Genomic DNA, 24,494 nt, shown 5'->3' with positions numbered 1-24,494 from the left:
TGTGCATCTATGAATACATTAGAAAAATCACTGCTTATTAAAGAATTACATGATTTAACCAGTGCGTTATCGCTTAAAAAATTAAGTCTGTACGAAACAGCCAAAGCTAAAACACGCATCAAAGAAATTTTTATGCGTTGTGATGAACCTGTTTTTCAAAAACAATTGCTCGCGTTTAAAACACAGCTTGATCCTATTCAGACGGCGCAAGAATTTGCACAACAAAGCTTATATGCACAGTCTTTCCGCGGGATATTTACTCAAGTTGAAGCATTGGAAACTGCACTGTATCAACAACCTGAGTCTGGCTGGGCGATGCTGTATCACGCCCGTACAGGTTGGCAAATTTGGTTAATTCCTGCAGAACATCGCAGCGCATTACTGAGTGAATTTCAAGATTTAGAACAGACGTATCGCTGGCTGTTAGAACAACAGCAACAATACAACTGCCTAAAAACAGATGCTGAACTGAACCAAGCGGCACAACTTACTCAATTACAAGTAGCAGAGCAACAGATACCACAAGTTCTACCACCCGTGGCTGTGACAGAAGTAGATACAAGTAGCACAACGGAGAACATAATTAGTTTTGATCTGATCATAGAACCTACACTTGTCTCTAAGGCTGACTCTCTGCAAATAGAGCCTACGGAAGATAGCCCGCCAGAAATGGCACTTGAGCCTATTGAAAATCAAGTTATGGCGACGCCAATAGTAAGCGAAGCAAACAATAGCACTGATACCACATCAGCCTTACTGAGTACTGCTCAAGCTACAGCAATTGTAAAACCAAGCTCAAATAAAGTAAAAATTTTGCAATTAAATCAATATGATTGCCCAATTTCCGCATTAAACTTAGTGCAAAACGAATCCGCTGAGCTATATCGGGTGTTTGTTCCCGAAGTTCCTGAACTCACTCAATATGCCGATGTAGTGGTGCATCTGTCTACGCCAGAAGAAGATCAACAACAGGTTTTGGCTCGTGCTGTCTATGTAGCTGAACAAACCGATCTTCATGGGAAATTCGTCAAATATGTGGTCTTGCTTGGTGCTTTAGATCAAATGCAGGCCATTCGGCTGATGCGCAGTTTTTGTGATCAGTTTGAACATGAACTTGCTGCAGTCCGTGAAATATCTTGGGAAAAACTACAGTCTCATTTATTTGACTTTGATCGTTTATTTGAATGTTATAGCCATACTGCACAAGTGGTCTGGCAACAAGAAAATTATTTTCCTTTTATTCCGGTACAACATGTTCACGCCACAAAATTTATTCAGTTTGAAGAAAGTGAAGCACAAAGTCAGACGCCATTAATTTTATTGAAAGAGCGCCAAAAAAATCGCCTGATTCATGGGCAAAAGCGCTTGCAGCTCTCACGCACAGAGCAAGCCGTTCCGCATATCCTACTTGACCGTCAACACGGTATTAGCTGGCAAATGATTCAAAAAATCATTTCACAATTACAACAACCCATTGATGCGTTACAACTCTGCCAAGCGATTCAAATGCATCAAGAAAACTAAAACAGATACTCAAATAAACCTTTGTATTATGATTTTGTAGCTAGGGCTTGCTTTTATCTGACAGATTTTCAACACTAACGAAAATAGCTTAAAGATCAGTAAATAATGTCAAGAATAAAGCATACTTCACCCTTTATATTAAGCTGTCTCTTGAGTGGGGTTACTGGCATTACATTTGCCCAAGAATCTAACCAAATCACTGTAGATACAGTTACACCAACACCACCTTATGAACTGCCTGTGGTTCCACCAAGTTCGGCAGAAAAAAACAGTTTTTATTACACTATTCCACGTTGGGTGGATGCAACACCTACCATTTTACCTGAACAGTCCAATGACCCGATTGTACCCAGCACAGCTGATACTGAGCATTTAACATGGTTTGATCAACGCCAAAAAAAGATTCGTCTTTGGGCAGATAAAACAGCACATAAACTTGACAACTGGTTTGGCGAGCCAAGTCCTGAAGAACCAGCATCTGCTACGTTACGTGTTTTAGTGGATAGCCGTTGGGATAAATATAATGATTATGAGGTTAAACCACGTATTCGAGGTAAAATCGATTTACCCACGCTTGAAAAGAAACTCAGTGTGGTTTTTGGTGATGACTCTCTCGATAACGAATTGCAAAATAACGTCGCCATAACCAATGAAAACCCTGCCAATGCTGAAGACAAAACAGTAGATGGTAAACGTAGCCGTGAAGATAACAGCTCTTTAGCCTTACGTTGGTCTAACTTTGCCGAACATCTGCCTTTCGAGACTGATGCCGATTTAGGGGTGCGTTCAGGCGATGATATTTATGTGCGTTTAAAAGCCTCTAAAGATTGGACGCTGGAAAATGATTTCTCGTTCCATGCCGAACAAATTTATCGTTATGGTATCGACAGCGAAAACTATCTCAGAACCAACTTAGAACTTATCCATGCGCGTCCTGATCATGCCTTTTTATCCAATCAATTCAGCCTGACTTATGCCGATGCACAAGAGGATGATTTACGCTGGGATAACTACACCTTTAGACAACACCAATTCTTTGCAGGCAACCGCTTTAACTACGGCGTTTATACGGGGGGTTATTACCATGATGATGACTTACGTTTAAACAGTTGGGGGCCGTTTGTTTCTTGGCGCCAACCTTTTTTACGTGAATGGTTCTTTATTCAGGGCGATGTCAATTATTTGAATGATGATCGCGAAGATCGTAATCATTATTTAGGGGCTTTAGTTCGTTTAGAGGCAATTTTCTAAACGATCTATGACTTAAAATATTACAGCCTCCCATAAAAAGACCAAGCCCTGATGTCATCAGGGCTTGGTCTTTTCCACTGATTCACTGCATACCACACAGTGAATCAAGTTTAAAACAGCGTTTTAACAACTTATTTTAATAATAAACTGTTAATGCGTTTCACGTATTCAGCAGGGTCTTCAGGTAAACCACCTTCAGCAATCACAGCCTGATCAAAAATCACATGTGCCAAATCATCAAACTGATTTGAAGCCTGCAACTTTTGCACCAATGGATGCTCAGGATTGATTTCCAAAATTGGTTTGCTCTCAGGTACAGGCTGACCTGCATCTTTCAACATACGAATCAATTGTGGCGAGAGTTCGCCCTCACCTGTTACCAAACATGCAGGTGAATCTACCAAACGTGTAGTTACACGTACTTCTTTGGTTTTAGCGCTTAAAGATGCAGACAATTGTTCAATCACTGGTTTAAATTGTTCCGCTGCCGCATCTAAAGCCTTTTTCTCTTCGGCATCTTGCAGGTCACCTAAATCGACCGCCCCTTTAGATACGTTTTGCAATGGCGTACCGTCAAACTCTTGGACAAAATTCATCGCCCATTCATCTACACGTTCTGCCATTAACAACACTTCAATGCCTTTTTTCTTAAATAACTCAAGTTGCGGTGAGTGTTTAGCAGCATTCAGACTATCAGCCGTTACATAATAAATTGCTTTTTGGCCTTCTTTCATTCGCGCTTTATAATCCGCCAATGATGTACTCATTTCATCATTATTCGAGGTCGCATAACGCAATAATTTCAGGATACGCTCACGATTACCAAAGTCTTCACCCAAGCCTTCTTTTAAGACTGAACCAAACTCTTGATAGAATTGCTTGAATTTTTCTTGGTCTTTTTCATCTTCTGACTTAGCTAAATTATCCAACATGTTCAGAACACGGCGGGTATTGCCTTCACGGATGGTTTTCACATCACGGCTTTCTTGAAGTAGTTCACGACTGACATTTAACGGCAAATCTGCACTATCAACCACACCTTGCACAAAGCGTAGATAATTTGGAATCAGGTTATCTGCCTCATCCATAATAAAGACACGTTTTACATATAATTTAATGCCCGCTTTGGCTTCACGGGTAAAAATATTGTGTGGTGCTTTACTTGGCACATACAACAACTGGGTATATTCCGTACTGCCTTCCACACGGTTGTGGGCCCATGCCAAAGGTGCATCAAAATCGTGGCTTAAGTTTTTATAAAACTCAATATACTGTTCTTCGCTGATCTCGCTTTTATTACGTGTCCATAAGGCACTGGCCGAGTTAATCGCTTCCCATTCATCCGTTTTAACATATTGTCCAGCTTTGGGTGCTTCTCCCTCAGCAACTTCTTCTTGCTGCCAGATTTCTTTCTGCATTTGAATTGGCAAGCTAATATGATCAGAATATTTATTCACAATCTGCTTTACTTTATAGCTTTCTAAATAATCCAATGCATCATCACGCAAATGCAAAATGATGTCAGTACCACGCTCTGCCTTATGAATTTGCTCAACATCAAATTCACCTGTACCGGCACTGCTCCAACGCACTGCCTCATCTGCAGCAAGGCCTGCACGGCGCGATTCTACGGTAATTTTATCGGCCACGATAAAACCTGAATAGAAACCCACACCAAATTGACCAATCAATTGTGCATCGGCTTTTTGATCGCCCGTTAATTTAGACATAAAGTCTTTGGTGCCCGATTTTGCAATCGTGCCTAAATGATCAATCGCTTCCTGTTGGCTTAGACCAATGCCGTTATCTGAAATGGTTAGGGTTTTGTTTTCTTGATCTAGACGAATACGTACACGTAAATCAGGATCATTTTCATAATATTCAGGATGATTGATGCCCTCAAAACGTAATTTGTCACAGGCATCTGATGCGTTAGAAATAAGTTCACGCAAGAAGATTTCAGGGTTGGAATAAAGAGAATGGGTCACCAAATGTAATAATTGAGCCACTTCGGCTTGGAAACTATGTTTTTGGCTATGCTCGCTCATTCATCACTCCTTAAATTCATAAACATGGTTATTGTTGGATGTGTTAATGAATTGGAGTGATGTCCTGATTTTTCAAGCCTAAATCTAGAAAAATTTAAAAAGGTGCGCGTTGATAGAGACGATTCAGATGCTCATCCAATTTTTGCTGACGTAGATCATACACCTGAGTTAAACACGATAGTGAACTGCCGCAACGATCACGTAATTCTAACCAACGAAATTGCTCATCACGAATTTGTGAGCGTGTACCCATCGCAACTAAACGACTGACTATACGATAGGTGGTGGCCATTTTCACATCGGCATCATTGACAGCGCGGTGCTCACAAATGGCATGTTCGGTTTGTGTTTTGGCTTTTTCACAAGAAAAACTGGCTGCATGACTAAATGAACTGAGCATGAAACAGGCACAAAAAATCCAACTATATTTTATAAACATGATATTTCCTTATTTTTCATACTCTACTTTATTCTTCAAAATTTAAATGAACATTGCCTATACGCTCAATCTTTTCATTTTGCACATTTGTTATTTTTTGCAATAAAAAACCCCATCATAAAGATGGGGTTGCGCTGATTTTTATTATTATAAAGGGCTAGCAATTATTAGAATTTGTAGCTATAACCGATGGTATATACCATTGGGTCGATGTCTAAATCAAACTTCTGAACACGCAATTTTTCAGCTGTATCATCAGCTAACGTAACTTCAGGGCTCAATTGTGCATAACGTGCATCAAAGAAGACACCCCAGTTTTTCGCATCAGCTGGTTGGAAGTTAAAACCAATTTGACCTGCAAAGCCAAAGTCTTCTTTTACGTCTTTAGCAACACCTTTTTCATCCCAAGCAACAAATGCTGTACCACCCACACCAATGTATGGGGTAAAACGGGTTGAATTTTTAAAGTGATATTTAGCTGTTAAAGTTGGCGGTAAATGCTTAATTTTTGCAGCTTTATCACCATTTACCAACACATCATGGCTGATTGGTGTAGCCAATAGAAGCTCTGCAGAGATATTGTCATTAAAGAAATATTCTACAGATGGTGTAAATGCATATTCATGATCTGCTTCAGCAACAACGCCAAAAGCCACTGTTGTATCTTGAGTTGGCGCTAAAACCGAACCACCAACTTTAACTTGCCATTGACCTGCCATTGCAGAAGCAGACATACCCATTAATGCAATTAGAGCAACTTGCTTTAACATTTTAAAACCACCTTTAGAATAAAAATCTTAACGCTTAATTAATATTAAACATGACTGCTATTAATATGCAACACATATTAAACATATATTTTAAATTATTTTACAACTCATTCATTATTATATAAATTTATTTAAATTAGACTAAAATGATTGGTATTTAAAACCAAGCTTATTTATCAACTATTTAGTATTATATTCCGAGTAGAATACTCTATTTTAATTCAAAATATTAATAAAGATTCATTTAAAATACACCTTTTAATTATTTTAAAATTCACATAGATTTATTTTAATTTGATTAATTTACTCAGCTTTATTGCAATACATTCGTAGAATAAAATTCCATCAGCTTAAATTTTGTAAATGTAAATAAAGAGAATAGAAATCATCTGCAATAATGATTGGGTAATACAGTAATTGGATCTATTTTTAATTGTATTGCATGAGGCCTAACAACGTAGATTGCTAAAAAGATTTGGTTAGATGATCTCTTTTTTTTGAATTTATAATTTTTATTGTGGCTTTGATTTTGATCAAGATTGCCATGCTTCGTAAAGCATGAACAATCTTGTATGTGATTCAATTAGATAGACTTAAAGAAAATAACTAGATGCTGCGCTTACTACAGCACCATGGCCGCAATCCAACCAAAAATCATCAATGGAATATTAAAATGAATAAAGGTCGGCACGACGCTGTCTTTCATGTGGTCATGCTGACCATCCATATTTAATCCTGAAGTTGGGCCTAAAGTTGAATCTGAGGCTGGTGAACCTGCATCACCTAACGCCGCGGCTGTACCAATAATGGCAATGGTTGCCGCAGGGCTAAAGCCAAACTGTAAACACAATGGTACATAAATAATCGCTAAAATTGGTACCGTCGAAAACGATGAACCAATGCCCAGCGTAATGAGCAAACCAATCAGCAACATTAAAAAGGCTGCTAAAGCCTTGCTATTACCAATCCATTCTACAGAGGCTTCTACCAAAGCGGGTACCTGATTGGTGGCTTCAATCACCGCGGCAAAGCCTTGTGCCGCAATCATAATAAAACCAATCAATGCCATCATACGCATACCCGTAATAATGACATCATCGGCTTCTTTCCATTTAAAAATTCCTGCACAGCTTAAAATGGCAACACCCACTAAGCCCGCCAAAATCATGGAATCCGAATAGAGTTGTACGACTAGCGTTGCAATAATCGCAAATACAGCCATCCACAAGGTAAATTTAGCAATCTGAGGTTTTTCAGTACCTTGCTCATTTGTATTTGAATTTAATTCACTGGAAATACTTTGGGTACGTTCTACCTGCACATCTTGATAGTGTCTTGGCTTGCGATAGCTCACAAACAACGCGATCAATAGCCCAATGAACATCCCAAATACAGGAATAAACATTGCGGCAGGAATATCTTGATTCTGAATGGCAAAGCCATAAGGTGCACCAAAAGTATTGATGTTATGCGCCAAAATATCGTTCAGGAAGATGGCACCAAAACCTACTGGTACGAACATATAGGTTGCCACCAAACCAAATGTGAGCAAACATGCCACAGCACGACGATCTAAATTCAAGTGATTGAATACACTCAACAGCGGTGGAATCAACACAGGAATAAATGCAATATGCACAGGAATCAGGTTTTGCGAGAACACTGCTGCCAAAGCCACAGTAAAGTAAATCAGATATTTGACCCGATTCTGAACTTTGCTGTTTTGACTGCCAGTTAAAGTACGAATAAGTTTATAGGCCAATAAATCAGGCAAACCTGAACGTGCCAAAGCCAATGCAAATGCACCCAAAATACCGTAAGCCAGCGCGATTTTCGCACCACCACCTAAGCCATTGTTAAAGGAATCTAAAGTTCCTTGTAAGCCCAAACCAGCCAGTAAACCACCAGAAACGGCACCAATCACCAAGGCAAAAACCACAGGCACACGAGCCAGCGACAATCCAAACATGATTGTGATGGCAGCAATAATTGCGAACATAAGAGATGAAAATTTAAAAAAGAAGCTATTTTATCAGAGATTATGAATGATGGAGTTGACCAAACATTCAACTCCGACAAATGAATCTAAGTATGATCAGGCAAAAATCACTGATTTTCATGCTTATAAGCAAAGTCACGGATGGCTGTAGCAACAGCTTGTGGCTGACTAAGAATTGCCCAATGATTAGCAACCAATTCCACCCGTTGAAAATGCTCAACCCAATGTGACATTTCATCGGCCAATTCAGGACTCACAAATTGGTCGTACTTCAATACAATTGCCTGTACAGGACAAACTGCATAACGCGGTCGTGGCTTGAGTAAGCGTGGAATAAAATTGGCGCGATACAACTGAACCCCGTGGCGACCATCCTGTGCAACATGTGGATTCATAGCAATATCTGTATGACGTTCTAAACGCATGACCACGTTGCGCCATTGCTCAGGTTTAAAAAAATGCCACAGCATAGGTGCAACCATTGGCAATTGAAATGCGGCAATATACCAAGACTTGCGGATTTGTTTCAGAAATTTGAGTTTGTGCTGTGCAAATTGCTTACGCATCCAGAATGCTGCATGATCTAAACATGGGCCCGAAATACTACTGTAAGATAAAATCCGCCCTTTAAATTCTGAGCTGGTCACAGCTTCCCAAGACTGAATTGAACCCCAGTCATGTGCGGCCAAATGAAATGCAGCACGCTGCCCCAACACTGCATTGGCCACATACATTAAATCTGTAGCCAATTGCGGCAAGCTATAAGCACGCATAGAACGTGGTGCCAAAGACTGCCCCGCTCCACGTACATCGTAACTCACAATATAAAAATCCTGTACCAACAGCGCAATGACCCGCTCCCAGACTTCTTGATGATCAGGATAGCCATGCACCAAGATCAGCGCAGGTAAGTGAGGCTCACCCCAAGTTTTGACATACAGTTTTTGTTTATCTGAAGTTTCAATCCATTGTGCTTGCGCTTGCATAAATATCCTTTTTATTGACCTTTGTTGCACTCAGCATAACAAAACATGCCATATTGATGCCTAAATTTTAGACTAATATAAGGCATCCAGACTTGAAAGTTATAGTTAAAATCACATGAATCTGCTTAAAAAACTACAAAGTATTCCACTTATTTCTAAATATTTTTTAAATCGTTATGCGCCCTATCGCGGTGCGGGTATCGAAATTGATCAGATTGATTTAGCTGAATATCATGTGCGGGTCAAAATGCCGCTGACCCGAAAAAACCAAAATATTGTTGGGGTGCATTTTGGTGGCAGCCTATATTCTATGGTCGATCCTTTCTATATGCTCATTCTGATGCATCACCTAGGTTCCAAATATATAGTTTGGGATAAAGCTGCGAGCATTCAATTTCTTGCCCCTGGTCGTAGCACGGTATATGCAGATATTCGCCTCAGCGCAGAAGAAATTAATGAAGTTAAGCAACTGACCGAAAATTATGCACCGATCACACGCCAATATAGCTTGAATATTTTGGATGAATCTGGCGTACGCATTGCCGAAGTACATAAGACGGTATATATCCGACGTAAAAAGCCCAAAGCCGTAGCAACATAATTTTTAGCTCACATAAAAACGCAGAATCATGAGATTCTGCGTTGTATGTATTGAAATATCATTTTAATCCAAAGACAAAAAATCGATGTCACCGACAAACTTTGCGACTCTTTTTTTAGCAGGTATGGATCAGTTAAAGTATTGCTGTTAATACATCAGTGGATCATAAAAATTATAAACATTGATGGTATTTAAAATTCAAGGATCATTAAAATGAAAAAAATTCTTGTGCCAATCTTTTCCCTACTTTGTTTTTATTCATCGACATCTATCCATGCTTTAGAGCCTAATACATTTACCAAAGTGCAGACTTTGAAAAATGTGGCTTATGGACCTCATCCTCAACAAGTGATGGATGTCTATTTCCCCGCCAAAGTACTCACAGATCAAACACCTGCACCGCTCATGATGATGGTCCATGGGGGTGCTTGGAAAATAGGTGATAAAAATCATGCTGCTGTGGTCAAAAATAAGCTGAGTTACTGGAACAAACAAAACTGGATTTTTGTGTCTATCAACTATAGATTAATTCCGGATGTGACCGTACAGCAGCAAACTCAGGATATAGCTCAAGCGCTTATTTATATCCAAAATCAGGCACCGCATTGGAATGCTGACTCAAAACGCTTGGTACTTATGGGACATTCTGCGGGCGCACATCTGGTCAGTCTATTAACCGTTCGTCCCCATTGGCTGGCCCCTCAGCCTAAACCTTGGCGTGCTACAGTTGCTTTAGATAGCGCGGCTTATGATATTGAAAAGATGATGCAAACACGTCATGCTCATTTTTATGATCAAGCCTTTGGTGATCAGCCCTCCAACTGGAAAGCCCTTTCTCCGATAGCTCAGCTGCACCAAGCTCTACCAGCATTTCTCGCTGTGTGTTCAACCATCCGCGCAGACCAACCCTGTACTCAAGCTCGGCAATTTATTCAACAAGCACAAAAATTCGGGACTCAAACCCAATTATTGCCTGTCCGACTTTCACATGCTGAAATCAACAAATCATTGGGGCAAAATAATCCCTATACTCAAGCAGTCAATCAATTTATCCAAACGCATTAATTTTTCAGCTCACATAAAAAAACGCAGAATCATGAGATTCTGCGTTGTATGTACTGAAATATAAGTACTTCAATAGGATGGTTTGGCTGTTCGTATTCAGATTAACGCTTTTGCTCGATCGCTGCACCAGCACCACCACCAACAGCACCACCGATTGCAGCGCCTGCGTTACCACCTATCACTTCTTTACCTAAAATTGAACCAATCGCACCGCCAATTCCACTATAGGTTGCGTTACGGTTAGAACCATCTTGGGTTTTACTTCCAACTGCCGCACCTGCACCTGCGCCTGCTGCTGCACCAACACTACCACCTACGCTGTTACCCGCTGCGCCACCAACGGCACCACCTAATGCTGCAGCGCCAATACGCTGGTCATTAGAACTCATGCTTTCACAACCTGCCATAAACATGGTCGATACTGTGGCAATTGCCAATACACTCAATACTTTTTTCATGGTGATTACTCCCCCTCGGTCTATTCGCTCTCAGCTTAGTGCATATTGCGGTAACAACTTTGAAAAAACTGTTACCAAGCACAGTAAGATGAAGGTATTTCTGTAAAAGACTTAAGGCTGAATAGATGATTCAGCACCATCTTCTTCCAAAAGCATGACATCTCTTGTGGTTTGTCCATCTTCAGTAAAAACTGCATGAGAAATCGTTTCTTTGGTTTCAGGTGTTTTTACCTGATCCAACTTCAAAGTACGGTGAATAGGTGCTTGTCCTTGCTTATATTCCACACCTTCCGCATCAATACTTTTGACTTCTGAAAGAATCTGTCCATCTTGTTTTAGGGTTTTATTCAGCTCAATTTTTGAAGTAGGAACAATCACACCGCCCTTTTGAATCACAGGTAAACCCAACTGTTTCTCTGAAAACTGGCTTTGATCATCATCAAATACCACTTCTTTGGCTACAATATCTTTACCCTGATTACTGACTTCAAAAATTGTCGATTCCACATGACGTACAGGTGGCTCACCTGCAACTTTACGAGTCACTTCAGTTTTCAATACAGGCACAATCGCTTTATCTTTCACCACAATACTATGCGGCATTGGTGCCGCAAGAATTGGCAAGCTGATCAACATTGCCGATACACCCAATACAATACCTGTAAATTTCATGTGTTATCCCCTAGTTTTTCATCATATTTTTAAATTGTTCTGATTCCACTATAAGAAATATTCTAGTTTTATTAAAGCAAAATCTGAGTTTAAAGTGACACATAAAAAAAGACGCCCCGAGAGGCGTCTTTTAGATTCATGTATTCAGTTTGAATTACAAATCGTTGAATTCATCGCTAAATGCTTGGCTTAATGCTTGGTCTACATCAGAGAAGTCATTAACCAACGCAATTTCTGCAGCTTCAGCTTCCTGACGACGACGTTCCAAGTGATACGCCAAACCAGTACCTGCAGGAATCAAACGACCTACAACCACGTTCTCTTTCAAGCCACGTAAGTCATCTTCTTTACCTGTTACAGCTGCTTCAGTTAACACACGTGTTGTTTCCTGGAACGATGCAGCAGAAATGAACGAGTCAGTTGAAAGCGATGCTTTGGTAATACCCATCAATTGACGTTCAAACTTCGCAGGGAACTTGTTTTGTGCCAATACTGCTTGGTTTTCTTGTACCACGCGGATGTAATCCACTTGTTCGCCTTTAATGAAGCTAGTATCGCCACCATCGGTGATTTCGACTTTACGCAACATTTGACGTACGATCACTTCAATGTGCTTATCGTTGATTTTTACACCTTGTAAACGGTAAACGTCTTGAACTTCATTCACGATGTAATTCGTTAACGCGACTTCACCTTTCAAGCGCAAGATGTCATGTGGATTTTGTGGACCATCAGAAATGGTTTCACCACGGTTCACATGCTCACCTTCAAACACGTTGATGCTACGCCATTTTGGAATCAACTCTTCGTAAATCTCAGAGCCATCATCCGGTGTAATTACCAAACGGTTCTTACCTTTGGTTTCTTTACCAAAGCTCACGATACCAGACACTTCTGCAAGAATCGCATGCTCTTTAGGTTTACGTGCTTCAAACAAGTCAGCAACACGTGGTAAACCACCGGTAATATCACGAGTACGTGAAGATTCTTGTGGAACACGACCAATGACGTCACCCACACCAATGCTTTCGCCATCACGCACAGAAAGAATGGTATTTTGTGGCAAGAAGTAGAATTGTTCACCACCATCTACAGTGTCTAATACGACTGCAGGACGTAAGTCTTTACCTGACGCAGGACGTGAAGTCACTGGCAAGATTTCAACTGTGGTCATACCAGTCGCATCATCTGTTTTCGAGGTTGCAGTCACGCCATCAGCAATCTGGCTGAAACGGATTTTACCCGCAACTTCAGTTACAAGTGGATGTGTGTGCGGATCCCAAGTCGCAACGATACCGCCTGCTTCTACAGCTTCGCCATCTTTTAGCAAGATTGAGGCACCGTATGGCAGTTTATAGCGTTCGCGCTCACGACCAAGCTCATCGGCAATACCAATTTCACCTGAACGAGATACAGATACCAAGTGGCCTTTAGCGTGTTGTACAGTTTTCACGTTGTGGAAACGTACTGAACCTTTATTACGCACTTGTACGCTGTTCGCTGCAGAAGTTCGGCTTGCTGCACCACCCACGTGGAATGTACGCATGGTTAACTGAGTACCTGGCTCACCAATCGATTGAGCAGCCATAACACCTACAGATTCACCTGGGTTTACCAAGTGACCACGTGCTAGGTCACGACCATAACACTTCGCACATACACCAAAGGTCGATTCACATGACACGACTGAACGCACTTTCACTTCATCGACACCTTGCTCTTCAAGGAAGTTTGCAAGTTTTTCGTCAATGAGTGTATTACGTGGCAGAATAACTTCGTCTGAACCCGCTTTCTTCACGTCTTCAGCAGTCACACGACCCAATACACGTGTACCTAGGTTTTCAATGACATCACCACCCTGAATGAATGGAGTCATCACTAAACCACCATAGGTACCACAATCTGGCTCAGTGATCACCAAGTCTTGTGCAACGTCTACCAAACGACGTGTCAAGTAACCTGAGTTCGCTGTTTTCAATGCGGTATCGGCCAAACCTTTACGCGCACCGTGTGTTGAAATGAAGTACTGAAGTACCGTCAAACCTTCACGGAAGTTCGCTTTAATTGGGGTTTCAATGATCGAACCATCTGGTTTCGCCATCAAACCACGCATACCCGCCAACTGACGAATCTGTGCCGCACTACCACGCGCACCAGAATCCGACATCATGTAGATCGAGTTGAATGATTTTTGCTTCTCGTCTTCACCCTGTTTGTTTTTCACAGTAGTGAATGACAAGTTGTCCATCATCGCTTTAGCAACTTGGTCGTTGGTACGCGCCCAAATATCGACCACTTTGTTATAACGCTCACCTGCAGTTACGAAACCTTGCTCGAACTGTTGTTCAATTTCACGAACTTCAGTTTCTGCCTTTTCAATAATTGCTTGTTTTTGTGGCGGAATAACCATGTCTTCCATACCCACAGACACACCTGAACGTGTCGCTTGACGGAAGCCCAAGTACATCAATTGGTCGGCGAAGATAACTGTATCTTTTAGACCCAATTTACGGTAGCAAGAGTTGATTAACTTCGAGATATTCTTTTTGTTCATCTCAAGGTTAATTTGCTCAAAGCTTAAACCTTCAGGCACAACTTCCCAAAGTAAGCAACGACCTGGTGTAGTGTCGACAACAATCGTTTGTTGCTCACGCTCGCCATTTTCATTGATTACAGTTTGGTGTACACGAGCTTTTACGCGAGCGTGTAAATCTACCTGACCTGTTGCAAGCGCACGGTTTACTTCGTGCGTATCCGCAAACACCATGCCTTCACCTTTGGCATTTACAGCATCACGTGTGATGTAGTAAAGACCCAAGACCACGTCCTGAGAAGGTACGATGATTGGCTCACCGTTCGCAGGAGACAAGATGTTGTTGGTCGACATCATTAACGCACGCGCTTCTAACTGCGCTTCAAGTGTTAATGGTACGTGTACCGCCATTTGGTCACCGTCAAAGTCGGCGTTAAACGCAGCACAGACAAGCGGGTGAAGACGGATCGCTTTACCTTCAATCAGGATCGGTTCAAATGCTTGAAGGCCTAAACGGTGAAGCGTTGGCGCACGGTTCAACATCACTGGGTGTTGACGAATCACAGATGCAAGAACGTCCCAAACTTCTGGCGTTTCACGCTCAACCATTTTCTTCGCAGCTTTAATGGTAGTTGCTTGACCTGAAGCTTGTAGTTTGGCAAAGATGAACGGCTTGAATAGCTCAAGTGCCATTTTCTTCGGAAGACCACATTGGTGCAGACGTAGGTTTGGACCTACAGTAATTACCGAACGACCAGAGTAGTCAACACGCTTACCAAGTAAGTTCTGACGGAAACGACCTTGCTTACCTTTGATCATATCTGCCAAAGATTTAAGCGGGCGCTTATTAGAACCAGTAATTGCACGACCACGACGACCGTTATCTAGCAACGCATCTACTGACTCTTGTAGCATACGTTTTTCGTTACGTACGATGATGTCTGGCGCTGCAAGGTCAAGAAGACGCTTCAAACGGTTGTTACGGTTAATCACACGACGGTAAAGGTCGTTCAAGTCAGAAGTCGCGAAACGACCACCTTCAAGTGGTACAAGCGGACGAAGGTCTGGTGGAAGTACAGGCAGTACATTCATCACCATCCATTCTGGCTTGTTGTTCGACTCTTTGAACGCTTCCATCAACTTCAAACGCTTAGATGCTTTTTTCAGCTTAGTTTCTGAAGTTGTTTGTGGAATTTCTTCACGTAAACGCGCAATTTCAGCTTCAAGATCGATGTCTTTCAACAAATCTTGAACCGCTTCAGCACCCATTTTCGCTGTGAATTCATCACCATGCTCTTCTAAAGCATTGAAGTATTCTTCGTCATTGAGAAGTTGGTATTTCTCAAATGGTGTCATACCTGGGTCAGTCACCACATAAGATTCAAAATACAATACACGTTCGATATCACGTAAAGTCATGTCTAACAATAGACCAATACGGCTCGGAAGTGATTTTAAGAACCAAATGTGTGCAACTGGAGAAGCTAGTTCGATGTGACCCATACGCTCACGGCGAACTTTTGCAGTCGTTACTTCTACGCCACATTTTTCACAAATGACGCCTTTGTATTTCATACGCTTGTATTTACCACACAAGCATTCGTAATCTTTTACTGGACCAAAAATTTTGGCACAGAATAAACCATCACGTTCTGGTTTGAACGTACGATAGTTAATGGTTTCTGGCTTTTTAACTTCACCGTGAGACCATGACTTAATCATTTCTGGTGACGCAAGACCAATACGGATGCGATCAAACTCTACTGGAGCATGACCGTCTGAATCCGTCTTTTTGCGCATGATATCGAGCAAGTCTTTCAATTTTTTTCTCCGTGTGCTGGGCGCTTGGTTTTCACAGCCCAACTGGGTCACAAATATTGTTTTTTAACTGAATCATCCACCCTTGCCCATTTAAAACGGTGAGAAGCTTGGCTTCGCAAGGGGGATGCAATGGTTACTTAGTCACCATTTTTCAGTTCAATGTTGATACCTAAAGAACGGATCTCTTTGGTCAATACGTTAAATGATTCAGGCATGCCCGGATCCATATAATGGTTGCCATCTACAATGTTCTTATAGATGCGGGTACGACCTTCAACGTCATCCGACTTCACAGTGAGCATTTCTTGCAGCGTATAAGCAGCACCGTATGCTTCAAGTGCCCAGACTTCCATCTCACCGAAACGCTGACCACCGAATTGTGCCTTACCACCTAACGGCTGTTGCGTTACAAGTGAGTAAGAACCTGTAGAACGTGCGTGCATCTTGTCATCCACCAAGTGGTTAAGTTTGAGCATGTACATATAACCTACAGTCACAGGACGGTCGAATTTCTCGCCTGTACGTCCATCATACAATACGGTCTGACCAGAACGTGGTAATTCAGCAAGTTCAAGCAATTCTTTGATTTGACCTTCTTCAGCACCATCAAATACTGGAGTAGCCAATGGAACACCTGCACGCAAGTTACCAGCCAATACCAAGATTTCATCATCAGTTAAACTGTCAAGATCTTCTTGCTCGCCACCCACTTTGTTATAAATCTTGTCTAGGAACGCACGTAGTTCAGCAATCTCACGTTGTTGTTTGAGCATCTTGTCAATTTGCTCACCCAAACCTTTGGCTGCCATACCCAAGTGTGTTTCAAGAATCTGACCCACGTTCATACGAGATGGTACACCTAGTGGGTTCAATACGATGTCAACAGGTACACCGTTAGCATCGTGCGGCATGTCTTCTACTGGCAAGATGTTAGATACAACACCTTTGTTACCGTGACGACCCGCCATCTTATCACCCGGTTGGATGCGACGTTTAACAGCCAAGTACACCTTAACAACTTTCAACACGCCTGTAGTGAGCTCATCGCCTGTAGAAAGTTTACGTTTCTTCTCAGCAAATTTCTCATCAATTTCAAAGCTCTTCTCTTTCAAGAAGGTTTGAATTTGCGTTAAGCGTTCAGCAATCGCTTCATCACTTGGTTGAATTTCAAGTAAATCCACTAAAGCCAAGCCTGACAACATATCTTCAGAAAGCTTGTCGCCACGTTTGGTTGTACCGCCACCGTTAGACTCTTGGCCTTTCAATAAACGGATGATACGTTCACGTGCAGCTTCTTCAAAGATTTTGTATTCTTCTTTCAAGTCTTTGCGATATGCATCTAACTGTGCTTTTTCAATTGCTTGCGCACGTTCGTCTTTTTCAAGACCATCGCGGGTAAACACTTGAACGTCAATCACTGTACCTTTAGTACCTGATGGCACGCGAAGCGATGAATCTTTAACGTCAGCCGCTTTTTCACCAAAGATTGCACGAAGCAATTTTTCTTCAGGTGTTAATTGCGTTTCACCTTTAGGTGTTACTTTACCTACAAGGATATCGCCCGCAGTCACTTCAGCACCAATATAAACAATACCTGACTCGTCTAATTTAGACAGTGCAGCTTCGCCTACGTTTGGAATATCAGCTGTGATTTCTTCAGCACCCAATTTGGTATCACGTGCAACACATGACAATTCTTGAATGTGAATCGACGTTAGACGGTCTTCTTGAAGTACACGCTCAGAAAGCAAGATCGAGTCTTCGTAGTTGTAACCATTCCAAGTCATGAACGCAACGCGCATGTTCTGACCAAGCGCAAGCTCACCGCCATCAGTCGATGGGCCGTCAGCCAATACATCACCACGACCAACCTTATCACCCATCTTCACCAAAACTTTTTGGTTAATACAAGTGTTCTGGTTCGAACGTGTGTATTTGATCAGGTTGTAGATATCCACACCTGCTTCACCTGCGATCATTTCTTCTTCGTTAACACGAATCACCACACGTGACGCATCAACATATTCAATACGACCACCACGTTTCGCGATCACACATACACCTGAGTCATGCGCTACGTTGGCTTCCATACCTGTACCAACAAGTGGCTTGTCGGCAATTAAAGTTGGAACCGCTTGACGTTGCATGTTCGAACCCATCAAGGCACGGTTGGCGTCATCGTGCTCAAGGAATGGAATCAGTGATGCTGCAACAGAAACAACCTGTTGTGCAGATACGTCCATGTGCGTTACACGCTCTGGTGGCATACGCACGAAATCACCTTGGTGACGTACAGATACGAATTCTTCTGTTAAGTTGCCATCTTGGTCTACGCTTGAATCCGCTTGCGCAATAATTGTGCCGACTTCTTCAATTGCAGATAAGTATTCAACTTCTTCAGTCACACGGCCTTCAACGACTTTACGGTATGGTGTTTCCAAGAAACCAAAATTGTTGGCTTTGGCATACACAGAAAGTGAGTTAATCAAACCAATATTTGGACCTTCAGGCGTTTCAATTGGACATACACGACCATAGTGAGTTTGGTGTACGTCACGCACCTCAAAGCCTGCACGTTCACGTGTCAAACCACCTGGACCAAGCGCGGATACACGACGCTTATGGGTGATTTCAGACAATGGGTTGTTTTGGTCCATGAACTGAGACAATTGGCTTGAACCAAAGAATTCTTTGATTGCAGCAGCCACTGGCTTCGCGTTGATTAAATCTTGCGGAGACAAGTTGTCTGTTTCAGCTTGAGACAAACGCTCTTTAACAGCACGTTCTACACGCACTAAACCAACACGGAATTGGTTTTCTGTCATCTCACCTACTGAACGCACGCGACGGTTACCTAAGTGGTCGATGTCGTCGACTTCACCTTTACCGTTACGGATTTCAATTAAGGTTTTCAGTACGTCGGTAATGTCTTCATTTGACAAAATACCTTCAACTTCACGCGACTTCTGATCTGTACCCACTTCGTAAGGACGACCCAAACGACGGTTAAACTTCATACGACCAACTGGCGATAAATCATAACGCTCAGAAGAGAAGAACAAGTTATTGAACAGATTTTCAGCTGCTTCTTTCGTTGGTGGCTCACCTGGACGCATCACTTTGTAGATTTCTACAAGCGCATCTTCACGACCCGTTGTAGTATCTGCACGTAAAGTATCGGCAATGAAAGAACCACGGTCGATGTCATTGGTGAACAGAATATTGAACTGTTTTACGCCGCCTTCAGCAATTTTAACCATGACTTCATGGCTTAACAGCGTGTTTGCAGCAATCACTTCGCCATCACGTAAAGCAATGTCTTCTGCCGTGATGCGTTCGTACAAGTATTCATCTGGAACTGAAAGTTTTTCTAGGCCAGCAGCTTCCATTTGACGTACGTGACGCGCATTAATACGTTTACCTTGTTCAACAATCACTTTACCGTCAGCATCAGTGATGTCGAATTGCGCCATTTCGCCACGTAAGCGTTCTGGTACAAGGTCAATCTGGTAGCTACCCATGTCTAAGTAGACAGGTACTTTCTCAAAGAACAAGTCTAGGATTTGTTCGTTGCTATAACCTAATGCACGCAATACCACAGTCGCTAATAATTTACGACGACGGTCAATACGTACATACACCAAGTCTTTGGCATCGAATTCAAAGTCTAACCATGAGCCACGGTAAGGAATGATACGTGCTGAATACAACACTTTACCGCTCGAGTGGGTTTTACCTTTATCGTGGTCAAAGAACACACCTGGTGAACGGTGTAATTGAGATACGATCACACGCTCGGTACCGTTAATTACGAAAGTACCGTTATCCGTCATTAAAGGCATTTCGCCCATATAGACTTCTTGTTCACGCACATCTTTGATTGATTTTGTTTCGCGATCTTTAATGATCAAACGAATTTTTACGCGCATTGGTGCCGCATAAGTTGAGCCGCGAAGAATACACTCACGCACGTCAAACTCAGGCTTACCAAGACTATACTCAACAAATTCTAAAGCAGCATTGCCAGAATAACTTTCTATAGGAAAAACTGAACGAAATGCGGCTTGGAGACCGATATCTTCGCGGCTTTTTGGAGTTTTGCCATCTTGTAGAAATGTACGGTACGAGTCGACTTGAATCGAAAGCAAGTACGGTGCATCCATCACTTGGGGCAATTTACCAAAATTCTTACGGATCCGTTTCTTTTCGGTATATGAGTATGCCATCTGGAGTCCTCGGAAAGTAAACTAAACCCGCCTGCAGAACGGGTTTAGAAGGAATTACGCAGGCCGATATGGCCACCACTCTTTACAAATGCTGCAATTTTTAGTGGTATTAAAACGCTTAACAATATTTTCAAATGTGGAAAAATATTGGTAAGCGTTTGATTATATTGATTTATATTCTTTTTGATGGTTTTTCCATCATTCAAACAAAAATCGAGCCGATAATTGTAACGCAAAAAGGCTGATGACCCAAGAGCCATCAGCCATTTTTTGGAGCCGATTGTAAAAAAATCGACTCCCCTTAAGATTACTTAAGTGTAACTGTAGCACCAGCTTCTTCAAGTTTCTTCTTAAGCTCTTCACCTTCTTCTTTAGAAACAGCTTCTTTGATCACTGAAGGAGCGCCTTCAACGATGTCTTTAGCTTCTTTAAGACCAAGGCCAGTAGCTTCACGAACTGCTTTAATTACAGCAACTTTGTTCGCACCGAAAGAAGTCAACTCAACGTTGAATTCTGATTGCTCTTCTGCAGCACCAGCAGCAGCGCCAGGAGCAGCAGCAACAGCTACAGCAGCAGCTGATACATTGAATTTCTCTTCAAAAGCAGAGATAAGTTCAACAAGTTCAAGAACAGTTTTTTCAGCAACTGCGTTTAAGATTTCTTCGTTAGTTAAAGCCATGAGAATAACTCCAAATGGAAATTGAATGGTGTGGAAATAAATTTCAGCTTATGCAGCTTCTGACTCGTTTTTCTCTTTGAGCGCAGTAATAAGGCGACCCAATTTCGAAATAGGAGCTTGAAGAACGTTTGCAAGCATAGTAAGCGCTTTTTCTTGGTTCGGAAGATTCGCAATTACGCTAACTTCAGCACCTTGGTAAAGTTTGCCGTCAAATGCAGCAGCTTTAAGTTCAAATGCTTTGTTTGTTTTAGCGAATTCTTCGAACAAGCGTGCAGCTGCACCCATGTCGTCTTCAGAAGTCGAGAAAGCTAAAATTGTTGGGCCAACAAGGTTGTCGTTCAAGATCGTGAATTGCGTATCTTGAAGAGCGCGTTTTGCCAAAGTATTACGTACAACACGTGTAGTAACGCCTAATTTACGCGCTTCAACACGTAGAGCCGTTAATTGCTCAACGCTTAAACCCTGATAGTCAGCAACAACAGCTGAGAACGCTTTAGAAGCAACTTCGTTTACTTCTGCTACGATCTGTTTTTTGTCTTCGATAAGAAGAGCCATTGTAAAACCTCCTAACGGTGATTTATGTACTTACACGAAGTACACTCCCAATTCGTAAATTCAAAACTGAATTTACACGCGGAGGATGAATAAATCACACCACCGCGTCTACCCAGGCTGGGATATTAAGAAAGCAGCATAAAACCACTTTCGCCTGAGGTCTTTGACGCTGATAAATTCTCATTTACCAATTCAAAGTCCGCCTGAATATCCCCTCTCCTGCTAGGAGAGGCTAGGGAGAGGTTTAACCCTCATCCCAACCTTCTCCCAGAGGAAGAAGGAGACTTTTCAGGACTTTAAAATTCTTGCTAAGTCAGACTTAGTTAGAAACGTTTTGTACATCAATAGTAAGACCAGGGCCCATAGTTGAGCTTAAAGTGATCTTTTTGATGTAAACACCTTTAGAAGTTGCAGGCTTTAACTTTTTCAAGTCAGCAACTAAAGTTTCAACGTTTGAACGAACAGCTTCAGCAGTAAAACCTACTTGGCCAATCGCAGCGTGGATGATACCCGCTTTGTCTACACGGTAACGTGCTTGACCTGCTTTTGCATTTTTAACTGCAGTTGCAACGTCAGGAGTTACAGTACCCACTTTAGGGTTTGGCATTAAGCCACGTGGACCAAGAATCGTACCTAACTTACCTACAACGCGCATTGCATCTGGAGCAGCAATTACAACGTCAAAGTCAAGATTACCCGCTTGGATGCTTTCAGCTAGATCATCGAAACCAACTACGTCTGCGCCTTCAGCTTTAGCCGCTTCTGCAGCAGCACCTTGAGCGAAAACAGCTACACGTACAGTTTTACCAGTACCTGCAGGAAGAGTCGTCGCACCGCGAACAACCTGGTCAGATTTACGTGGGTCAACACCTAGGTTTACAGCAACATCCAAAGATTCTTTGAATTTTGCAGCAGGAAGGCTGTTTAATACTTCAACCGCTTCTTCCAAAGTGTAAACTTTGTTCGCTTCTACTGCAGCTGCAATAGCTTTTTGACGCTTAGTTAACTTTGCCATGTCTTATAGCTCCACATCCAAGCCCATAGAACGTGCAGAACCAGCAATGGTACGCACACGCGCGTCTAAATCAGCACCAGTTAAATCTGGCTCTTTAGTAGTCGCGATTTCTTCTAACTGAGCACGAGTCAACTTACCAACTTTGTTTTTGTTAGGTACAGCTGAACCCTTTTGAATGCCTGCAGCTTTCTTAAGAAGAATAGCAGCAGGAGGAGTTTTCATGATGAATGTGAACGACTTGTCGTTGTACACAGTGATCACTACAGGAATTGGCAAACCTGGTTCAACTTTTTGTGTAGCAGCATTGAATTCTTTACAGAATGCCATGATGTTAACACCACGTTGACCTAGTGCAGGACCAATAGGTGGAGATGGATTCGCTTTACCAGCTGGGACTTGCAGCTTGATATAGCCGTCAATCTTCTTAGCCATTTCAAATTACCTCTGGGTACAAACGCCGCTAGGCTCCCCAATATTTTCAAGTAACGATACCGTTACAACAACAATGCCCGACTCATAATAAATCGGGCGTTTTACAACCAACCTAAATTAAACTGATTTTTCGACTTGGCGAAATTCCAGCTCAACCTGTGTAGGTCGGTTAAATACATTAATCGTCAACGTTAAACGTGACTTCTCATATTGAACTTCTTCCACCACACCTTTAAAGTCTGTGAATGGACCGTCAATAACAAGTAATTCTTCGCCTGGTTCAAACATCGTTTTTGGACGAGGTGCCTCACCAGTATTGCGTACACGTGCAAGAATCGCATCAGCTTCTTTTTGCGTAATTGGCGCAGGTTTTTCCGCTGTACCACCAATGAAACCTAAAACTTTTGGACATTCTTTAACAATGTGCCAAGTTTCATCGTTCATTTCCATTTCGACCAATACATAGCCTGGAAAGAACTTACGCTCTGACTTACGTTTCTTACCATCCTTCATTTCTACCACTTCTTCGGTAGGAACAAGAACTTCACCAAAGCTATCGGCAACAGCGCTACGCTGGATTCGATCATTAAGCGAACGCATCACTTGTTTTTCATAACCTGAATAGGCATGAATAATGTACCAACGTTTCATAGCTCTTTTACCCGATAATAAACTTGATTGCCCAGCCTAACAGATAGTCAAAACACCACAACACAATTGAGGTGACCACAACAACCACGAGCACTTGCCACGATGTGGTTACTGTTTCTTGCTTAGTAGGCCAAGTGACTCGACGCAATTCAATGCGCGAATCTTTAAGCAAACGAACAAAGCCTTTGCCTTGATGGGTGGCGTATAATAAACCTAATGCCACAACGATACAAGTCAAAATTACCCCAACACGCACCCAAATATCATTTGCTGGTGCCCAATATGCCGGAAGATGTTGATTTACCATCATCGCTGCGATGAATAAAACCAAGGCAACACCCCATAGCACATAGTCTAATGGAGAACCTGATTGAACAACTTCAGCAGAATTATTTCTTTGAGGGATTGGCGCGTCGCTTAATGCGTCACGCGATTTATCATTCGACATTTTTGTACTCGTCGTAGAATTCGCGACTTATTATATGACTAGATTAGCCGACATCAAGCTTCTTTTAAAAAAAGTGGCAGGCCAGGAGGGACTCGAACCCCCAACATTCGGTTTTGGAGACCGACGCTCTACCAATTGAACTACTGACCTACAGCACAGATCGAGAGCCAAAGCTCCCGACCTGTTTTACACATTCTATAATTATGCTGTTACTTTAGCAACAACACCCGCACCTACAGTACGGCCACCTTCACGGATCGCGAAGCGTAAACCAGCGTCCATTGCGATTGGGTGGATTAATTCTACTGACATTTCTACGTT

The 24,494-nt window shown here is 42.0% G+C and carries 19 protein-coding genes, 1 tRNA gene and 1 pseudogene; 4 read left to right on the top strand and 17 right to left on the bottom strand.

Annotated elements, in window-relative coordinates; translation table 11 throughout:
- Positions 1–9: 9 nt before the first annotated feature.
- Together HHA43_RS00105 and HHA43_RS00100 are read left to right on the top strand one after the other, a co-directional pair.
- Positions 10–1,524: a hypothetical protein gene (locus HHA43_RS00105; RefSeq protein WP_168541305.1), complete on the top strand. Its 1,515-nt coding sequence runs from the start codon at positions 10–12 to the stop codon at positions 1,522–1,524.
- Positions 1,525–1,629: 105 nt separating this feature from the next.
- Positions 1,630–2,775, top strand: a complete 1,146-nt coding sequence (locus HHA43_RS00100) for a hypothetical protein (RefSeq protein ID WP_168541303.1) — start codon at positions 1,630–1,632, stop codon at positions 2,773–2,775.
- Positions 2,776–2,906: 131 nt separating this feature from the next.
- Here HHA43_RS00100 and htpG read toward each other — a convergent pair whose 3' ends face one another.
- From htpG to HHA43_RS00075, 5 genes are all read right to left on the bottom strand, one after another.
- Positions 2,907–4,823 (bottom strand): molecular chaperone HtpG, encoded by a 1,917-nt coding sequence (gene htpG / locus HHA43_RS00095; RefSeq protein WP_168541301.1) that lies wholly within the window; start codon positions 4,821–4,823, stop codon positions 2,907–2,909.
- A 94-nt stretch (positions 4,824–4,917) separates the two neighbouring features.
- Positions 4,918–5,262 carry a lysozyme inhibitor LprI family protein gene (locus HHA43_RS00090; protein WP_168541299.1) on the bottom strand — a complete coding sequence of 115 codons (345 nt, stop codon included), beginning with the start codon at positions 5,260–5,262 and terminating at the stop codon, positions 4,918–4,920.
- Between the two features lie 167 nt (positions 5,263–5,429).
- Positions 5,430–6,032, bottom strand: a complete 603-nt coding sequence (locus HHA43_RS00085) for an OmpW/AlkL family protein (RefSeq protein ID WP_168541297.1) — start codon at positions 6,030–6,032, stop codon at positions 5,430–5,432.
- 622 nt (positions 6,033–6,654) lie between these two features.
- Complete coding sequence (locus tag HHA43_RS00080) at positions 6,655–8,031, bottom strand: Na+/H+ antiporter family protein (RefSeq protein ID WP_168541295.1); 1,377 nt, start codon at positions 8,029–8,031, stop codon at positions 6,655–6,657.
- A 107-nt stretch (positions 8,032–8,138) separates the two neighbouring features.
- The gene (locus tag HHA43_RS00075) at positions 8,139–9,017 is read right to left on the bottom strand and encodes an alpha/beta fold hydrolase (RefSeq protein ID WP_168541293.1); all 879 of its coding nucleotides are present in this window, start codon (positions 9,015–9,017) and stop codon (positions 8,139–8,141) included.
- 115 nt (positions 9,018–9,132) lie between these two features.
- On the opposite strand from HHA43_RS00075, the gene HHA43_RS00070 reads away from it, so the two are divergent.
- Together HHA43_RS00070 and HHA43_RS00065 are read left to right on the top strand one after the other, a co-directional pair.
- Positions 9,133–9,618, top strand: a complete 486-nt coding sequence (locus HHA43_RS00070; RefSeq protein ID WP_168541291.1) for a DUF4442 domain-containing protein — start codon at positions 9,133–9,135, stop codon at positions 9,616–9,618.
- 213 nt (positions 9,619–9,831) lie between these two features.
- Positions 9,832–10,683: an alpha/beta hydrolase gene (locus HHA43_RS00065; protein ID WP_168541289.1), complete on the top strand. Its 852-nt coding sequence runs from the start codon at positions 9,832–9,834 to the stop codon at positions 10,681–10,683.
- A 101-nt stretch (positions 10,684–10,784) separates the two neighbouring features.
- On the opposite strand, the gene HHA43_RS00060 is transcribed toward HHA43_RS00065, so the two are convergent.
- The 12 genes and pseudogenes from HHA43_RS00060 to HHA43_RS00005 form a co-directional block, all read right to left on the bottom strand.
- Positions 10,785–11,141, bottom strand: coding sequence for a DNA transfer protein p32 (locus tag HHA43_RS00060; RefSeq protein WP_168417618.1), 357 nt, complete (start codon positions 11,139–11,141; stop codon positions 10,785–10,787).
- Between the two features lie 111 nt (positions 11,142–11,252).
- Entirely contained in the window at positions 11,253–11,813 is a 561-nt protein-coding gene (locus HHA43_RS00055) for a hypothetical protein (RefSeq protein WP_168541287.1), read from the bottom strand.
- A gap of 154 nt (positions 11,814–11,967) precedes the next feature.
- Positions 11,968–16,167, bottom strand: coding sequence for a DNA-directed RNA polymerase subunit beta' (gene rpoC / locus HHA43_RS00050; RefSeq protein ID WP_168461828.1), 4,200 nt, complete (start codon positions 16,165–16,167; stop codon positions 11,968–11,970).
- A gap of 137 nt (positions 16,168–16,304) precedes the next feature.
- Complete coding sequence (gene rpoB / locus HHA43_RS00045; protein WP_168417621.1) at positions 16,305–20,393, bottom strand: DNA-directed RNA polymerase subunit beta; 4,089 nt, start codon at positions 20,391–20,393, stop codon at positions 16,305–16,307.
- A gap of 307 nt (positions 20,394–20,700) precedes the next feature.
- On the bottom strand, positions 20,701–21,072 hold the full coding sequence (rplL, locus tag HHA43_RS00040; RefSeq protein ID WP_168417622.1) for a 50S ribosomal protein L7/L12: 372 nt from the start codon (positions 21,070–21,072) through the stop codon (positions 20,701–20,703).
- A 48-nt stretch (positions 21,073–21,120) separates the two neighbouring features.
- A complete protein-coding gene (rplJ, locus tag HHA43_RS00035; protein WP_019836123.1) occupies positions 21,121–21,627 on the bottom strand; it encodes a 50S ribosomal protein L10 in 507 nt (168 codons plus the stop codon).
- A 319-nt stretch (positions 21,628–21,946) separates the two neighbouring features.
- Complete coding sequence (gene rplA, locus HHA43_RS00030; protein WP_168461829.1) at positions 21,947–22,642, bottom strand: 50S ribosomal protein L1; 696 nt, start codon at positions 22,640–22,642, stop codon at positions 21,947–21,949.
- A 3-nt stretch (positions 22,643–22,645) separates the two neighbouring features.
- Positions 22,646–23,074, bottom strand: coding sequence for a 50S ribosomal protein L11 (rplK, locus tag HHA43_RS00025; protein WP_168417625.1), 429 nt, complete (start codon positions 23,072–23,074; stop codon positions 22,646–22,648).
- A gap of 117 nt (positions 23,075–23,191) precedes the next feature.
- The gene (gene nusG, locus HHA43_RS00020; RefSeq protein WP_004975770.1) at positions 23,192–23,725 is read right to left on the bottom strand and encodes a transcription termination/antitermination protein NusG; all 534 of its coding nucleotides are present in this window, start codon (positions 23,723–23,725) and stop codon (positions 23,192–23,194) included.
- A 7-nt stretch (positions 23,726–23,732) separates the two neighbouring features.
- Complete coding sequence (gene secE, locus HHA43_RS00015; RefSeq protein WP_168417626.1) at positions 23,733–24,173, bottom strand: preprotein translocase subunit SecE; 441 nt, start codon at positions 24,171–24,173, stop codon at positions 23,733–23,735.
- A gap of 74 nt (positions 24,174–24,247) precedes the next feature.
- Positions 24,248–24,323: transfer RNA gene (locus HHA43_RS00010), tRNA-Trp, on the bottom strand.
- Between the two features lie 51 nt (positions 24,324–24,374).
- Positions 24,375–24,494 (bottom strand): annotated as a pseudogene (locus HHA43_RS00005) (elongation factor Tu); the annotation flags it as partial.

The organism is Acinetobacter sp. A2 (assembly GCF_012371325.1).
Classification (GTDB): domain Bacteria; phylum Pseudomonadota; class Gammaproteobacteria; order Pseudomonadales; family Moraxellaceae; genus Acinetobacter.
This window is presented reverse-complemented; position numbering and strand designations above follow the sequence as displayed.

Excerpts from the sequence above, each read along its gene's own strand:
- HHA43_RS00105 (WP_168541305.1), top strand. The coding sequence starts at position 10 with ATGAATACATTAGAAAAATCACTGCTTATTAAAGAATTACATGATTTA.
- HHA43_RS00100 (WP_168541303.1), top strand. The coding sequence starts at position 1,630 with ATGTCAAGAATAAAGCATACTTCACCCTTTATATTAAGCTGTCTCTTG.
- htpG (WP_168541301.1), bottom strand. The coding sequence starts at position 4,823 with ATGAGCGAGCATAGCCAAAAACATAGTTTCCAAGCCGAAGTGGCTCAA.
- HHA43_RS00090 (WP_168541299.1), bottom strand. The coding sequence starts at position 5,262 with ATGTTTATAAAATATAGTTGGATTTTTTGTGCCTGTTTCATGCTCAGT.
- HHA43_RS00085 (WP_168541297.1), bottom strand. The coding sequence starts at position 6,032 with ATGTTAAAGCAAGTTGCTCTAATTGCATTAATGGGTATGTCTGCTTCT.
- HHA43_RS00080 (WP_168541295.1), bottom strand. The coding sequence starts at position 8,031 with ATGTTCGCAATTATTGCTGCCATCACAATCATGTTTGGATTGTCGCTG.
- HHA43_RS00075 (WP_168541293.1), bottom strand. The coding sequence starts at position 9,017 with ATGCAAGCGCAAGCACAATGGATTGAAACTTCAGATAAACAAAAACTG.
- HHA43_RS00070 (WP_168541291.1), top strand. The coding sequence starts at position 9,133 with ATGAATCTGCTTAAAAAACTACAAAGTATTCCACTTATTTCTAAATAT.
- HHA43_RS00065 (WP_168541289.1), top strand. The coding sequence starts at position 9,832 with ATGAAAAAAATTCTTGTGCCAATCTTTTCCCTACTTTGTTTTTATTCA.
- HHA43_RS00060 (WP_168417618.1), bottom strand. The coding sequence starts at position 11,141 with ATGAAAAAAGTATTGAGTGTATTGGCAATTGCCACAGTATCGACCATG.
- HHA43_RS00055 (WP_168541287.1), bottom strand. The coding sequence starts at position 11,813 with ATGAAATTTACAGGTATTGTATTGGGTGTATCGGCAATGTTGATCAGC.
- rpoB (WP_168417621.1), bottom strand. The coding sequence starts at position 20,393 with ATGGCATACTCATATACCGAAAAGAAACGGATCCGTAAGAATTTTGGT.
- rplL (WP_168417622.1), bottom strand. The coding sequence starts at position 21,072 with ATGGCTTTAACTAACGAAGAAATCTTAAACGCAGTTGCTGAAAAAACT.
- rplJ (WP_019836123.1), bottom strand. The coding sequence starts at position 21,627 with ATGGCTCTTCTTATCGAAGACAAAAAACAGATCGTAGCAGAAGTAAAC.
- rplA (WP_168461829.1), bottom strand. The coding sequence starts at position 22,642 with ATGGCAAAGTTAACTAAGCGTCAAAAAGCTATTGCAGCTGCAGTAGAA.
- rplK (WP_168417625.1), bottom strand. The coding sequence starts at position 23,074 with ATGGCTAAGAAGATTGACGGCTATATCAAGCTGCAAGTCCCAGCTGGT.
- nusG (WP_004975770.1), bottom strand. The coding sequence starts at position 23,725 with ATGAAACGTTGGTACATTATTCATGCCTATTCAGGTTATGAAAAACAA.
- secE (WP_168417626.1), bottom strand. The coding sequence starts at position 24,173 with ATGTCGAATGATAAATCGCGTGACGCATTAAGCGACGCGCCAATCCCT.